This is a genomic window from Kribbella sindirgiensis (genome assembly GCF_004331435.1).
In the GTDB taxonomy this organism is placed as follows: Bacteria; Actinomycetota; Actinomycetes; order Propionibacteriales; family Kribbellaceae; genus Kribbella; species Kribbella sindirgiensis.
Genome location: NZ_SJKA01000011.1, coordinates 241737 through 256179 on the forward strand (window position 1 = coordinate 241737; position 14443 = coordinate 256179).

A 14443-nucleotide genomic window follows, 5' to 3' on the forward strand; every position below is an offset into this window, starting at 1 on the left:
AGAGCCGGTTAATCCCTCGAGCCGGGGGTGTCTACTGATACACGAGGGGAGAACCCTGCCTGCGACGGAATAAGCCCGAGTTTCCTGACGGCGCTGCTCGGACACCGGTGTGTGGAATGCCTGCCCTTGCCCGGTCGCGGCGAGCGGCATCCGCACGCTCTCGCGGGTCGAGTACGGCGACAACCTGAACCTGGTCGTGATCGCGGTGTCCCTGGCGATGGGTCTGGTCCCGATCGCCCGCCCGCACTTCTGGGACGAGCTCCCGTCCGGCGTCGGCGTCGTCCTCGACTCGGGCATCAGCGCCGCCGCGGTCACCGCCGTACTCCTCAACCTGTTCTTCAACCGCTGGCGCGCACTGACCAAGGACCACCCGTCCGTCTTCGCCGCCGCTCCCGACGAACGCGGCACCCCGCTGCCAGGTACCTCCGAGTCCTGACTGGAACTGCCTAGGTCGAGTACTTGACGTGCAGTTACGCGCACTGGCTAACTGGCTTCACCCGCCCATGCCCGAGGAGACTCGATGCGCCTGCTCCGGTCTGCCGTCTGCGTGTTCGCCCTGGTCGCCCCGCTCGCACTTCTGCCGCAGCCCGCCGGTGCGGCCGGTCCCGCGGCCGCCGCGGTCTCGCCCCAGCCGCAACAACTCGTGCAACGTCCCGACGGCTTCCCGTTCACCCCGGTGGTCGGCCTGGTCCGCACCGCGCGGTCCGACGCGGACGCGGAGCGCGTCGTACGCCAGGCGCTGAACCGCGCCGGCGTCACGAACATCCGGACCACGAACGGCAGCGACCCCGGTACGCCGACGACCATCTGGCTGGGCCGCGACCCGTCGGTGCTCCGCGCCCTGCGTGTCGCGGACAGCACCGGCCTGCCCGTCGAAGGGTACGTTCTCGCCGCCGGACGCGATCGGCACGATCGCGGTCACGTGGTGCTCGACGGCGTCGACTCCGACGGCACGTACTACGCGGCGCAGTCGCTTGCGCAGCTGATCCAGGCCCGCCCCGGTCGCGACTGGATGCCCGGCGTCGCGATCCGGGACTGGCCGACGATGCGCTACCGCGGCGCGATCGAAGGTTTCTACGGCACGCCGTGGTCGCACGCGGACCGCCTCGACCATCTCAGCTACCTCGGCGACCATCGCATGAACACGTACGAGTACGCGCCGAAGGACGACCCGTACCACCGCGAGCAGTGGCGCGACCCGTATCCGGCCGACAAACTCGCCCAACTCGCGGAGCTCGTCACCCGGGCGCGCCAGAACAAGGTTGACTTCACCTTCGCGCTCTCGCCGGGCCTGTCGATCTGCTACACCTCGGACGCCGACTTCCAGGCCCTGGTCGCGAAGTTCCAGGCGCTGTACGACGTTGGCGCGCGGTCGTTCAACGTGCCGCTCGACGACATCGACTACAACGCGTGGCACTGCGATGCGGACAAGGCGAAGTACGGAACGGGCGGAGGCGCCGCCGGCCGGGCGCAGAGCGACCTGCTGAACCGGGTGCAGCGCGAGTGGGTGGAGACGAAGGCGGACGTCGCGCCGCTGCAGATGGTGCCGACGGAGTACTACAACGTCAGCGAAACGCCGTACAAGAAGGCACTGCGGGAGCAGCTCGACACCGACGTGGTCGTGCACTGGACCGGGATCGGCGTGGTGCCGCGGACGATCACGGCCGCGCAGGCCGCCCAGGCGAAGGCCGTGTTCGGCCACGACATCCTGATCTGGGACAACTACCCGGTCAACGACTACGCGGCCGGCCGATTGCTGCTCGCTCCGTACAGCGGCCGTGAGCCGGCCATCGCCGATCACGTCGCCGGCGTCATCTCGAACCCGATGAACCAGGCGGCAGTCAGCAAGATCGCGCTGTACTCGTTCGCCGAGCTCGGCTGGAATCCGGCGAAGTACGACGCCGATGCGTCCTGGCGGCGTGCCCTGACTGAACAGGCGGGCGGCAACCAGGCGACAGCCGCTGCGTTGCAGGTGTTCGCGGATCTGAACACGTACGACGGCACGCTGCATCCGGAGAGTGCGCCGGTGTTCGGTGCGGCGGTCGAGCAGTTCTGGCAGCGCTGGCGCTCCGGGCAGCGCGCCCAGGCGATCGCCGGGCTGCGGCCGTGGGTGGCCGCGATCACTGCCGCGCCGGGAACGATCCGGGCCGGAGTGGATCCCGCGTTCGCCGCCGAGGCGGAATCGTGGCTCAAGGCAACGGAGCTGTGGGGACAGGCGATGGGCCGCGCCCTGGATCTGCTCGCGGCGCTGGACGCCGGCGACGGAGCGTCGGCCTGGACCGAGCGGCAGCAGCTGAGCGGTCTGGTCACCGCGGCCAAGGCGATCCGGGACGGCCGGCTGCCGCACAGCGGCACCTATCCGCGGATCGGCGAACGGGTCGTCGACGAACTGATCGCCGAGACCGGCCGCGTCCACGACCGCTGGCTCGGCGTCCAGCCGGGCCGCACCGCGACGACGAACCTGGGGACCTACCAGGACAACGTGCCGGCGCGGATGGTCGACGGTGATCCGAACACGTTCTTCTGGAGCAACGGCGCTCCCGATCAGGGTTCCGAGGTCCGGGTCGATCTCGGTGAGCCCGCGACGATCGGCGCGATCGAACTGCTGATGGGCAAGACGTCCAGCCCGAACGACTACATCCAGTCGGGTGCGCTGGAGTACTCGCTCGACGGCACGCGCTGGACCGAGCTGACGCGCGCCACCACGGCGGAAGTCCGGACCACGGCACCGGCGGGCACGACCGCGCGCTACGTGCGGTACCGGTCGTTGTCCTCGACCGACTTCTGGGTCGTCGTTCGAGAGTTCTCGGTGGAGACGATCGGCGGCCGGAAGACGACGCTGACAGCCGCTGGTACGCCGGCGCCCGCGCCGGGATCGTCGTACCAGCGCGCGGTGGACGGGAACTTGGAGACGGCGTACGTTCCGGTTGCGGCGCCCAGTGCAGGCGATGCGTTGACCGTCGGCCTGTCCGCGCCGAGGGAGCTGGCGGGTCTCACGATCCTCCAGCAGTCGGCGAACGTGGGGTCGGCGGACGTGGAGGTCAAGGTCGGGGGAGCCTGGCAGCGGATCGGCTCCGTGTCATCGGCGTACGTCGAGGTGCCTGCGAACGATCTGCGTGCCGAGGCCGTGCGGCTGGTGTGGAAGAGCGGGCCCCCGGCCGTGGCCGAGATCGTGCCGCTGTGGAGTGACACGCCGCTCGCCGGGCTTCACGTCGACGCGAACCGGGCCGACGTGGTCCGCGGTACGGCGTCGAGCTTCGTCGTCGACATCTCCGCCGAGCGCGGCGCCGATGTGAGCGGCACCTTGCGCGTTGCCGCGCCCGCGGGATGGATCGCGGAGCCGGCCAGTACGCCGGTCGCCGTCAAGCGCGGATTCACCCAGTCCGTCACCGTGACGCTGACACCTCCCGCCGACGCAGCCCTTGCCGACGTGGACATCCCGGTGACGTTCACGTCCGGCGCGACCACGTTCGACGCCGTACTGCGCGTCGCCGTACGCCCCCGCACCGGTGCCGCCAACGCGGCCCTGGATCGACCGGCCGTTGCCTCAAGCATCGAACCCGGTACGTCGTTCACGGCGGATCTCGCGGTCGACGGAGATCCCGCCACGCGCTGGGCATCCGGCTACGACGACGCGTCCTGGTTCCAGGTCGACCTCGGTACGTCGACGCGCCTCGGCAAGCTCGTACTTCGGTGGGAGGCGGCGTACGGATCGGCGTACCGGGTGCAGGTCTCGGACGACGCGAGTACCTGGACGACCGCGACCGAGGTGACGGACGGCGACGGCGGGACCGACACACTCTGGCTGGACGCCACCGCGCGCTACGTTCGCGTGCAGGGCGTCCATCGCGCGACACAGTACGGCTACTCCCTCTACGAACTCGAGGTCTACCCGGCAATCTGACCTCTCCTCTTGCGGAGGCGGGGTAGGGCGCGCTATCAATACCTTTGACGATTAGGAAAGTTTACTAACAGTCGAGCGCACCCTCCCTGCCTGGGCACCGCCCCACCCGGAAGAAGGAGAAGAGCATGCGTACGCATTCGCTGAAGCCGGCGTCCGCCCCGCCCTGGCGGGTCGTTGGACGGCTCGTGACAGCCCTGGCGTTGGCCGCCGTACCGGCAACCGTGTTCCTCGGTGTCGGTCACGCGGCCGAGGCTGCGGACCTGGACGATCCGGTGAAGAAGGAAATCGCCCAGCAGATCGTTTCCTCCGCGGAGAACTCGTCGCTGAACTGGCGGGACCAGTTCGGCTACATCGAGGACATCGGCGACGGCCGCGGCTACACGGCCGGCATCATCGGCTTCTGCTCGGGGACGCACGACATGCTCGAACTGGTCGAGTACTACACCGATCAGGTTCCGGACAACCCGCTCGCGGAGTACCTTCCGGCGCTCCGTGAGGTCGACGGCAGCGACTCGCACGAGGGGCTCGACCCCGGCTTCACCGACGCCTGGAAGCAGGCGGCCACCACGACGGAGTTCCAGGCCGCGCAGGAACACGAGCGCGACCGGGTCTACTTCAACCCGGCGGTCACGCAGGCCAAGCAGGACGGCCTGCGGACGCTGGGCCAGTTCGCCTACTACGACGCCATCGTCATGCACGGCGAGGGCGGACTCGACAGCATCCGCGCCGACGCGAGGAACCATGCCGCCACTCCGGCCGACGGTGGCGACGAGACGGAGTACCTGAACGCGTTCCTGGACGCACGCGTTGTCGAGATGAAGAAGGAGGCGGCGCACGAGGACACCAGTCGGGTCGACACCGCGCAACGGGTCTTCCTCGACAACGGCAACCTGGATCTGAACACCCCGCTGGCCTGGGCGGTGTACGGAGAGCCGTTCCGCATCGACACCGACCCGGACCCCGGCACCGATCCCGGACCGGACCCCGCCGGCGTGCTGATCTCGCAGCACCGGCCGACCACCTCGTCCTCGACGGAGGACTCGACGCTGACTGCCGACCGCGCCGTCGACGGCGACGCGTCCACCCGCTGGGCGAGCGCCGAAGGCTCCGATCCGCAGTGGATCCGGGTCGATCTCGGAGCGGGAGCAACCGTTGCGAAGGTCAAGCTGACCTGGGAGGCCGCGTACGCGAAGGCCTACCGGGTCGAGATCTCCGCCGACGGCTCCACCTGGACGAACCTCGCCACCGAGACGGCAGGCAACGGCGGCACCGACGAGTGGTCGAACCTCAACGGCCAGGGCCGGTACCTGCGCGTCTACGGCACCGCGCGCGGCACGACGTACGGCTACTCCCTCTACGAACTAGAAGCCTTCGGCAAGACCGCCTAGCCCTGGCCGGCGGCGACCCCGTGGAACATGAGAAGTCTGTAATGTTCCGCTCATGCGGTTCTCCGGGAGGGATCGCAGGCTTTGAGGATGCGGTCTCCACGCGTGATCTACGGGGTCGTCGCCGGCGTGCTGGTGGTGGCCGGGTTCGTCCTGCCCCGGTACCTGGCCGGCCGGTCCGCGCCGGAGCTCGGCGACACGGTCGTCGTCCCGGCACCTTCGAGTACGGCGCCCAGCACGCCGTCATCGACGCCGACACCGACCACCACGCCGACACCGAGACCGACGGCCACCGGTGCGTCCCCGGTCGCGCCGCCGCCGGCCCGGACGGCCGGGGTGGACGACGACGATGACGGTGTGGACGACCCGGACGACGATGGCTGACCGCCGCCCGGTGGTCAGCGCCCGGGTGCGGATCATCGGCTGGATGTTCGGCGTCCTCACCCTCGCCCTGGGCGCTCTGGTCTTCCTCACCTGGCAGGTGCTCGCGGCCCGCGCCGACGACTCCGCGGACGAAGAACTCACCCATGAGGCGAACAAGTTCCGCGCCTTCGCGGCCTCACCCGCCGCCGCGTCCTTCCAGCGCCCGGAGGACCTGCTGGACCGCTGGCTGCAGAGCAATCTGCCGGACGATTCCGAGGCGCTCTTCACCATCGTCAACGGCAATCCGTACCACCGCAGCCAGGGCAGTCCGCCCGCCCGCCTCGACACCGACACGGCCTTCGTACGGCACCTCGCCGGCGCGAAGGAACCGGCGTACGGCTGGATCGACAGCACCGCGGGCCGCGTCCGGTACGGCGTACTACCGGTACGGATCGGGGCGCAGCCGGTCCGGGCGCAGCTCGTCGTGCTCGAGTTCCGGGACCTGATCGCACAGCCGTCGATGGACGCGGCCCGCGCGCTGGTGATCATCGCCGCGCTCACGCTGGTGCTGGCGGCCGGCGCCAGCTGGCTGGTCACCGGCCGGGTGCTGGCCCCGATCCGGCAGCTCCGGACGACGGCCGAACGGATCAGCGAGACCGACCTGCGGCGCCGGATCGATGTCGTGGGCAACGACGATGTCGCGCATCTGGCGCGGACGTTCAACACGATGCTGGACCGGCTCGAGGACGCGTTCGTCGCGCAGCGCGAGTTCGTCGACAACGCCGGCCACGAGCTGCGGACGCCGATCACGGTGATTCGCGGGCACCTGGAACTGATGGGCGACGACCCGCGGGACCGCGCCGAGACGAAGGCGCTGGTGCTGGACGAGCTGGCCCGGATGAACCGGATGGTCGACGACCTGCTGGTGCTGGCGAAGAGCGACCGGCCCGGGTTCCTCGAACTCGGCGAGGTCAATCTGACCGAACTCGTCGTCGAGGTGGTGGCGAAGGCGCGACCGCTGGCCGAGCGGGCCTGGCGGGTCGCGGCGACTGCGGACGCGACGATCGTCGCCGACGGGCAGCGGCTCACGCAGACCCTGATGCAGCTGGTGTCCAACGCGGTCCGGCACACGAAGACGGACGACCGGATCGAGGTCGGGTCGTACGTCGACGCCGACGGGAGCGTGCTGCTGTGGGTGGCCGACTCCGGGCCGGGGGTTCCGCCGGAGGATCGCGAGCGCATCTTCGAGCGGTTCGCCCGCGGTACGGCGCAACGCCGTACCGAAGGCGCCGGGTTGGGGCTGGCGATCGTCCGGTCGATCGCCCGGGCGCACGGTGGTGACGTCCGGCTGGCGGCCGGGCCGGGCGCGAGGTTCGAGTTGACGTTACCGCGCGGAGTGGAGGCGGAATGAACCGGATTCTGATCGCCGAGGACGAGGAGCGGATCGCCTCGTTCGTCGAGCGCGGCCTGCGCAGCAACGGGTTCGTGACGACGGTGGTCGGCGACGGCGAGACGGCGTACCAGGAAGGTGCTACCGGCAACTATGATCTGCTGATCCTGGACATCGGGCTGCCGCGGGTGGACGGGTTCACGGTGCTGCGACGGTTGCGGGAGGCAAGGGTCACGCTGCCGGTGGTGATCCTGACCGCGCGCGACAGTGTCCGGGACACGGTCGCCGGGCTGGAGGGCGGTGCGGACGACTACATCGCGAAACCGTTCGCGTTCGAGGAACTGCTGGCGCGGGTCCGGCTCCGGTTGCGCAGCGAAGGGACGCCGGACGCGAATATCCTGCAGGTCGGCGAGCTCAGCCTGGACCTGCGGACGCGTCGTGCGTTCGTCGACGGCGCGTCGATCGACCTCACCGCGCGGGAGTTCCTGCTCGCGGAGGTGTTCTGCCGTCATCCCGACCAGGTGTTGTCCCGCGAACAGCTGCTCTCACAGGTCTGGGGCTTCGACTTCGACCCGGGCTCGAACGTTGTCGACGTCTACATCCGGTACCTGCGCCGCAAACTCGGCGCCGAGCGGATCCAGACGGTGCGCGGGATGGGGTATCGCCTGCTTCCGTGAGAGCTCTCTCACGATCGCCTCAGCGAGGTCTCACCCACGGCCGGAAAGGTGGTAGCAACATCAGCCACCTGGAGGAAACCATGTCCGGTCTGGGACTCGCGATACCCGCCGATCTGCTCGCCATCGGTCTGCTTGCCTACGGCACGTACTTCCGCCGCTACCACCGCCGCGACCTGCTGCTCGCGTACGTCGCGCTGAACGCCGGCGTGCTCGCGGTCACCGCGATGCTGGCCGGCAGCGGCGCCGGGGTGGGCCTCGGGCTGGGGTTGTTCGGGATCCTGTCGATCATCCGGCTCCGCTCGGACTCGATCACCCAGGAAGAGGTGGCGTATTACTTCATCTCGCTGGCCCTCGGCCTCGTCAACGGCCTGCATCCCGGTCCGTTCTGGGTCGCGCCCGCGCTGAGCTTCCTGCTGGTCGCCCTGATGTACGTCGTCGACCACCCGCGGCTCACGCTGCGGTCGCGGCGGCAGCGGGTCGTTCTCGACCAGGCGTATCCGGATGTCCGTGACGTCGGTCCGGCGCTCGGGCGGCTGCTGCGCGCCGACGTCCGGTACTTCGTCGTACTCGATCTGGATCTGGTCACCGACACGACCGTCGTCGACGTGCGCTACCGGATCCTGCCGGACGCACCGGCCGCCGTCCGTCCGTTCCAGCGGTACGCGTCGTGAGGACACGGGCCGCGGTGACCGGCGTGCTGGCCGAGATGCAGCCGATCTCGTTGGCGGAGGTGCTGGCGGAGGCGGCGCTGCAGGTTCGGGTGGATCGCAAGTATCTGGTGCCGATCGGGGTCTTCGTCGAGCTGGTGAGCCGGCTCCGCGACCGGTTCGCCGTACTGGAGATCGACGGGCAGCGGAGTTTTCAGTACGAATCCGTGTACTTCGACACGCCGTCGCTCGGGCTGTACCGGCAGCACCTCCAGCGCCGGCGCTACCGGTACAAGGTCCGCACGCGAACCTACCTGGACAGCGGCGAGTGCAGCTTCGAGGTGAAGCTGAAGGGCAATCGCTCCGAGACGATCAAGTCACGACTGCCGTACGCCGCCGCGGATCGCGGGCGGTTGACCGAACCCGCCCGCGACTTCCTCGCCGAACAACTCAGGACGGCGTACGGCGTGGGGCCCGTGGACGGACTGCGGCCCGCGCTGGTCACGACGTACCGCAGGAGCACGCTCACCGACCCGACCGCGCACGAGCGCCTGACCTGCGACATCGACCTGCGCTTCGCCGACGCGACCAGCGCGCTCGACGTCCTCCCCGACGCCGTCCTCGTCGAAAGCAAGACCAGCGGCCGCACCGGTGCCGCGGACGCCGTACTGCGCGACCTCCGAGTCCGCCCGATCCAGGTCAGCAAGTACTGCGTAGCCGCGGCACTCCTCAACCCGACCCTCCGCTCAAACCCCTGGCACCGAACCGTCCACCACTTCAGCGGCGGGCGCCTGCTTCGGTCATGACCTTCTGTGCCTCCGGGGGGAAGACGCCGTCGGTGATCTGGACGTTGTCGATCAGCTGGTTGTTGAAACCGGGGCCTTCGGGGTTGCGGGCCGGGCCGATGTCCCACCAGTTGCCGGTGACCAGGTTGTCCTTGGTGTTGAAGGTGTCCGGGTCATCGGCGTCGGCGTTGACGTAGACCCAGCGGCTGCTCCCGAGGAACACGTTGTCGCGCATCACGACGTACCGCGTTCCCTGGTCGATGAGGGCGCCGAACGTGGTCCGGCTGTCGTACACGTAGTTGCGCTCGATCACGGTGCCGGGGCTCGACGACAACGTGTAGATGCTGCCGCCGTCGTGCATCGCCTGCTTGGTGTCGTGGATCAGGTTGTAGGCGACGTAGTTCTCCCGGAACGTCGTCGGCGTCCGGTAGATCGGCTGGTAGTTGTAGAGCCCGGCCTCGAGGTAGTACTTGTTGCCGCCCGGGTCGTTGATCCCCCATCCCCAGCCGATGTCGACACCGTCGTACGGCAGGTCGGTGAGGGTGTTGTGGGTGATCGTCGCGCGGGTGACGTACGTCGACAGGATGCCGGCGTTGTCCCGGTAGTTCTTCGAGACGCCCTTGATCGTGTTGTCGACGATGCGTACGTCGTGGTTCGTCATCCGCGGGTCCCGCGGGTGGTGCGCGTCGGGCTGCACGCCCCCGGCCACGATCGCCGACGCGGCGCTGTTGGTGAAGCTGTTGCCGCGGACATCGATCTCGGCGGCGCCGTACCCGACGCCGGACGCGTGCGCGTTCGGGTCCATGCCGAGGCCGAGCCCGACCGACCCGAGTTGCTCGAAGCTGTTGCCGTCGAACGTGACGTGTTCCGCGGCGGAGACCTGGACGGCGGCCGGGATCTGGTGCCATTCGTTGCGGGTCTTCTCGAACTCGGGACAGCCGTCCTGGCAGCTGGTCAGGAAGTCGGCCGGCTTGGCGTACTCCCCGACGATGTGCGCGCCGCTCTGCTGGTCGACGTACCCCTGCGGACCGCTCGGGAAGTTCCAGGTGGTGTGCGCGAACGTGAGGTTGCTGAAGGCAAGGTTCTGGACGGGGTCGCGGTAGCTGCCGCTGACCTGCACCAGCGACTCCAGCCGCGGCAGCCGGACGTCGGCCGCCGCCATCGACTGCCCGTCGGCCGGCCGGTAGAAGACCTTGCCCTTCGCGGAGTCGAGGTACCACTGGTTCGGGCCGGAGATCAGCTCGTACGCGTTGTTCAGGTAGACCGCACCGCGGTTGTACGGCGACTTGAGGGTGTCGTACCCGAAGTTGTTGTTGTCCCAGGCCGGCTGCTCCATCACCAGGGTGCTGCCGTCGACCGTCTGGACAGGGGAGTAGCGGTCCGTGAACGAACCCAGCTCCTCGATTTCGAGCTCGCCGGGGTTCGACAGCCCGGCGATGCGTTCGGCCAGCGCCGGATCGTTGACCGTCAGGCCGCGCCGGCTGAAGACCAGGTGGTCGCGGGTCTTCTTCGACTCCGCGAGCAGGAGCTGGGTGCGCTCCGCGAGCTGCCCGTCGACGTACAGCTGGCGCGACCGGCTGCCGACCGGGACGTCGGCGGACCAGATGTTCTTTGCCGGGTCGGTCAGCGTCCAGCCCGTCACCTTCGCGCCGCCGGACAGTACGGCGTGCTGACCGGGAACGCTCTGCCAGGTGACGGTGTGGCCGTTGCGGCCGCCGTCGCGGGACTCGAAGCGCAGCGGTTTCTTCAGTTCGTAGGTGCCGCCGGTCAGCAGCACGCGGACGTCGGCGGTGGCGTTCTTCGCCCGGGCCAGGGCCTGGGCGGCGTCGACAGTGCGGACGACCTGGTCGGCGTGCAGGTCCTTGGGCTTCTTGCCGTCGGGGGAGACCAGGATGACGCTGGTCGGCCGTGGGGCGGCTTGGGCGGGTGCGGCGGAGAGGGCGGCGGCGAGGATCAGCGCGCACGAGGCGGCGATCACTCGGAGCGGACGAGGTCGGGTCATGCTTGACTCCTATGTCGTCTGTTGTCTGACATCTGTCAGCGGCACTGTAGAAGCGACCCCGGGATCGGGCAACAGCTGATCTCGAGAACCGGGACCGCCGGTCCGGATTCGGCCTAGGTGCGTGGGAGTGGCCGGCGGCGCTGCCAGGCGGCGTTGATGTGGTTGGTCATCGCCTCGGCGGCGCCGGCGGGGTCGCGGTCCAGGATCCGTTCCAGCACGATCCGGTGCTCGCCGTTCGTCGTCCGAACGTCGTCGACACTCGGGTGGCCCTGGTAGCGCATGCTGGTCCGCGCCTGGCTGTGCACGGTGCTCACGATCGACCGGGCCAGCCGGTTCCCGGAGGCCGCCATGATCCGGTCGTGGAACTCGACGTCGGTCCCGATGAAGACCTCGGGCCGTGCCGTGTCGGCCTCGAGCCGGTGGAAGATCGCCTCGATCGCCGCGCGGTCCTCGTCGGTCGCCTGCGTCGCGGCCAGCCCGGCCAGGTTGGACTCGAGCGCGACCCGGACGCCGACCAGCTCGTCGAGGATGCCCAGGTTCGCGTCGTTGCGGACCGCGGCCGCGAGGACGGCGGAGTCCAGCAGGTTCCAGTTCGAGTCGTCCTTCACCACGGCGCCGATCCCGCGGCGGACCTCGACCAGGCCCTTGGCCTCGAGCAGCTTGACCGCCTCGCGGACCGTGATCCGGCTGACCTGGAACTGCTCGGACAGGGCGGATTCCGGCGGGAGTACGGCGTTCGGCTGGATCGCGCCGGACACCACGCCGTCGAGGATCGACTCGACCACGAGGTCGGCCAGTCGCGCCGGACGTTGCGCGGCCGCCGCTGGAGCGAGTCGAACGGTGGCCTGTCCGGGAGCCTGTCCGGGGTCCGACGCCATGATGCCTCCCGAGTTCTCTGCACCGATGTCTGTCACCGGATTCTCGCCCATCCTTCAGCAGTCAACAAACTCTTGACAACAGACAACAGACAACTAACATCAAACCGAGCTGAAGAGCTCGAGGAACTCGACAGAAGGAGGGCGCGTCATGCCGACCGCCTCAGGTTCGACCACCCGCGGGATCCGCGGCTCGCGGCGCGGCTGGTTCGCGGCCGCGCTCGTGCCGGCGTTGGCACTCGTGTCCGCCGCCTGCGGTGCCGCAGCCTCGCAGACCCAGTCCGGCAGTGGGGCGAGTGCCGGCGGCGGCAAGCTCGTCGTCTGGGACTGGCACTCCGGCGACGCGACCACCAAGGAGTACTACGCGAAGGCCAAGGCGGACTTCGAGGCCAAGCACCCGGGTGTCCAGGTCGAGTTCGTCGCGCAGCCCTACGACCAGTACTACACACTGCTCGGTACGGCGATCCAGGCCGGCAAGGGCCCGGACATCTCGATGTTCAACGGCGGCGCCCAGATGCGGGATCGCGCCACGTCCTTGCTGCCGCTGGACGACAAGGTCGGTGACCTGAAGGACCGGCTGGTCGGCTGGGACGCGTTCCGCAAGGACAACGCGACGTACGCCGTACCGGTCACGCTGCAAGGCTTCCCCTTCTACTACAACAAGGCTGTCTACAGGAAGGCCGGCCTCGACCCGGAGAAGCCGCCGAAGACCCTGGCCGAACTGCAGACCGCCTGCGCGGCGATCAAGAAGTCCGGCAACGCCTGCTTCAACCTCGGCAACAAGGAAGGCCTCGGCATCGAGTTCTTCCTGTCCGGCTTCGGCCCCGGCGTGTTCGGCCAGGCGCAGTACGACGCGTGGCTGGCCGGCAAGCGGGACTGGAAGTCGCCCGAGGTCAAGCAGATCTTCGACCTGTGGAAGAAGACGAACGACGAGGGTTGGTACAACAAGGGCGTCAACTCGACCGCCATGTTCATGGACCAGTTCACGATGTTCTCCGGCGGCAAGGGCGGCAACGTGATCGGGCTGATCTCCGACACCGCGCACTGGAAGTCGTTCGACGAGTTCCTCGGCCCGGATCTCGGCGTCTACAAGCCGCCGGTGTCGAACCCGGGACAGGTCACCTCGACCTTCCTGCCCGCGGAGGGCGGCATCGGGTACGGCGTGATGAAGTGGACGAAGGACCCGGCGCTCGCGGTCGACCTGGTGAAGAGCCTGGCGAGTACGGACGCGGAGAAGTCGTTCTTCGAGAAGGCCGGCGCGATCGCGGCGGACAAGACGGTGGACACCAAGTCGGTCGACGTGAAGGCTGCCGGCGAGATCGTGTCCTGGCTGCCGGACAGCAAGCCGCTGCTGCACACCGCGCTGTCGGCGAAGACGCTCGACCTCATGCACCGGCTCTCCCAGCAACTGATCAGCGGTGATGTGACGGTCGACCAGGTGTTGACCCAGTTGGCGGCGTCGGACAAGTGACCCAACAAGTCGCAGGGTCCGGAGAGCAGAGCATGGCAGTACCCGCAGCCCGCCGTACGACGGCAGCTCGCCGGTGGCACCTCAGCGAGCACAAGATCGCGGCGCTGGTGCTGGTGACGCCGGCGCTGCTGATCATCGTCGGGTTGCGGATCGTCCCGCTCGTCCTCGGTGCGCAGTACTCGCTCACCGGGGACGGCGACCGCAACGGCCTGTTCGTTGGCCTGGCCAACTACCGGACCCTGCTGGACGATCCGGTCTTCCGGACCGCGCTCAGGAACGTCGGCCTGTTGTTCCTGGCGCTGCCGGTCGCGGTGGCCGTACCAGGGCTGCTGGCCACGTTCCTGTTCCTGAAGGTTCCCGGCCATCGGTTCTACCGCAGCGTGTACTTCTTCCCGGTGGTGCTGTCGCCGGTGATCATCGGCGCGATCTTCAACATCCTGCTGTCGTTCGACGGTCCGCTGAACCAGTTGCTCGGTAAGGCCGGGATCGCGCCGGTCGACTGGCTGGGCAACTCGCACATCGCGATCCTGTCGGTGATCGGCGTGCATGTCTGGGCGACGTTCGGGATGGCGCTGGTGATCTTCATGGCCGGCTTCTCGACCCTGGACCAGTCGTTGCTCGACGCCGCGCGCTGCGACGGCGCGACGCTGCCGCAGACCGTCTGGCACGTGGTGATCCCGGAGCTCAGCCGGACGATCCAGTTCGTCTTCGTCACCACGATGATCGGCATGCTGACCGGGATGTTCGGGCTGGTCTACGTGATGACCGCGGGCGGGCCGGGCGGTGCGACGTACCTGCCGGAGTTCTACATCTGGGTCACGCAGGGGCAGATGAACAGCCCGGCGCTGGCGTCGGCCGCGTCGATGGTGCTGTTCGTGCTGATGCTGCTGGTCGGGCTCGCGCAGATCCGGCTGATCAAGCGCGCCACCAAGGAGGTGTGAGCG

General features: G+C 68.8%; 12 protein-coding genes. 10 read left to right on the forward strand and 2 right to left on the reverse strand.

Going from position 1 to position 14443, the window contains the following annotated elements:
* The first annotated feature begins 109 nt into the window (after nt 1-109).
* From E0H50_RS28810 to E0H50_RS28845, 8 genes are all read left to right on the forward strand, one after another.
* Nucleotides 110-436 carry a hypothetical protein gene (locus E0H50_RS28810; protein WP_131293658.1) on the forward strand — a complete coding sequence of 109 codons (327 nt, stop codon included), beginning with the start codon at nt 110-112 and terminating at the stop codon, nt 434-436.
* Between the two features lie 84 nt (nt 437-520).
* Nucleotides 521-3904 (forward strand): glycoside hydrolase family 84 protein, encoded by a 3384-nt coding sequence (locus E0H50_RS28815; RefSeq protein ID WP_165547329.1) that lies wholly within the window; start codon nt 521-523, stop codon nt 3902-3904.
* A gap of 125 nt (nt 3905-4029) precedes the next feature.
* Nucleotides 4030-5292, forward strand: coding sequence for a chitosanase (locus E0H50_RS44270; protein ID WP_272948529.1), 1263 nt, complete (start codon nt 4030-4032; stop codon nt 5290-5292).
* A gap of 87 nt (nt 5293-5379) precedes the next feature.
* Nucleotides 5380-5673 carry a hypothetical protein gene (locus tag E0H50_RS28825; protein WP_238151307.1) on the forward strand — a complete coding sequence of 98 codons (294 nt, stop codon included), beginning with the start codon at nt 5380-5382 and terminating at the stop codon, nt 5671-5673.
* Nucleotides 5639-7063 carry a sensor histidine kinase gene (locus E0H50_RS28830; RefSeq protein WP_238151309.1) on the forward strand — a complete coding sequence of 475 codons (1425 nt, stop codon included), beginning with the start codon at nt 5639-5641 and terminating at the stop codon, nt 7061-7063. The genes E0H50_RS28825 and E0H50_RS28830 overlap by 35 nt, the downstream gene beginning before the upstream one ends.
* Nucleotides 7060-7719, forward strand: a complete 660-nt coding sequence (locus E0H50_RS28835) for a response regulator transcription factor (RefSeq protein ID WP_131293659.1) — start codon at nt 7060-7062, stop codon at nt 7717-7719. Before E0H50_RS28830 ends, E0H50_RS28835 begins: the two co-directional genes overlap by 4 nt.
* 80 nt (nt 7720-7799) lie before the next feature.
* Entirely contained in the window at nt 7800-8390 is a 591-nt protein-coding gene (locus E0H50_RS28840; protein WP_131293660.1) for a DUF4956 domain-containing protein, read from the forward strand.
* Nucleotides 8387-9172, forward strand: a complete 786-nt coding sequence (locus E0H50_RS28845; protein WP_131293661.1) for a polyphosphate polymerase domain-containing protein — start codon at nt 8387-8389, stop codon at nt 9170-9172. The genes E0H50_RS28840 and E0H50_RS28845 overlap by 4 nt, the downstream gene beginning before the upstream one ends.
* Here the strand turns inward: E0H50_RS28845 and E0H50_RS28850 are convergent.
* Both E0H50_RS28850 and E0H50_RS28855 read right to left on the reverse strand, forming a co-directional pair.
* Complete coding sequence (locus tag E0H50_RS28850) at nt 9144-11153, reverse strand: right-handed parallel beta-helix repeat-containing protein (protein WP_131293662.1); 2010 nt, start codon at nt 11151-11153, stop codon at nt 9144-9146. The genes E0H50_RS28845 and E0H50_RS28850 overlap by 29 nt on opposite strands.
* Nucleotides 11154-11266: 113 nt before the next feature.
* Nucleotides 11267-12031 carry a FadR/GntR family transcriptional regulator gene (locus E0H50_RS28855; protein ID WP_131293663.1) on the reverse strand — a complete coding sequence of 255 codons (765 nt, stop codon included), beginning with the start codon at nt 12029-12031 and terminating at the stop codon, nt 11267-11269.
* Between the two features lie 148 nt (nt 12032-12179).
* On the opposite strand from E0H50_RS28855, the gene E0H50_RS28860 reads away from it, so the two are divergent.
* Nucleotides 12180-13499, forward strand: coding sequence for an ABC transporter substrate-binding protein (locus E0H50_RS28860; protein WP_131293664.1), 1320 nt, complete (start codon nt 12180-12182; stop codon nt 13497-13499).
* Nucleotides 13500-13531: 32 nt separating this feature from the next.
* Nucleotides 13532-14440, forward strand: coding sequence for a carbohydrate ABC transporter permease (locus E0H50_RS28865; protein ID WP_131293665.1), 909 nt, complete (start codon nt 13532-13534; stop codon nt 14438-14440).
* Nucleotides 14441-14443: the final 3 nt, after the last annotated feature.

What these genes read in the sequence shown, in the direction of transcription:
- E0H50_RS28815 (WP_165547329.1), top strand. Translation starts at nt 521, where the DNA reads ATGCGCCTGCTCCGGTCTGCCGTCTGCGTGTTCGCCCTGGTCGCCCCG.
- E0H50_RS44270 (WP_272948529.1), top strand. Translation starts at nt 4,030, where the DNA reads ATGCGTACGCATTCGCTGAAGCCGGCGTCCGCCCCGCCCTGGCGGGTC.
- E0H50_RS28825 (WP_238151307.1), top strand. Translation starts at nt 5,380, where the DNA reads ATGCGGTCTCCACGCGTGATCTACGGGGTCGTCGCCGGCGTGCTGGTG.
- E0H50_RS28830 (WP_238151309.1), top strand. Translation starts at nt 5,639, where the DNA reads ATGACGGTGTGGACGACCCGGACGACGATGGCTGACCGCCGCCCGGTG.
- E0H50_RS28835 (WP_131293659.1), top strand. Translation starts at nt 7,060, where the DNA reads ATGAACCGGATTCTGATCGCCGAGGACGAGGAGCGGATCGCCTCGTTC.
- E0H50_RS28840 (WP_131293660.1), top strand. Translation starts at nt 7,800, where the DNA reads ATGTCCGGTCTGGGACTCGCGATACCCGCCGATCTGCTCGCCATCGGT.
- E0H50_RS28850 (WP_131293662.1), bottom strand. Translation starts at nt 11,153, where the DNA reads ATGACCCGACCTCGTCCGCTCCGAGTGATCGCCGCCTCGTGCGCGCTG.
- E0H50_RS28855 (WP_131293663.1), bottom strand. Translation starts at nt 12,031, where the DNA reads ATGGCGTCGGACCCCGGACAGGCTCCCGGACAGGCCACCGTTCGACTC.
- E0H50_RS28860 (WP_131293664.1), top strand. Translation starts at nt 12,180, where the DNA reads ATGCCGACCGCCTCAGGTTCGACCACCCGCGGGATCCGCGGCTCGCGG.
- E0H50_RS28865 (WP_131293665.1), top strand. Translation starts at nt 13,532, where the DNA reads ATGGCAGTACCCGCAGCCCGCCGTACGACGGCAGCTCGCCGGTGGCAC.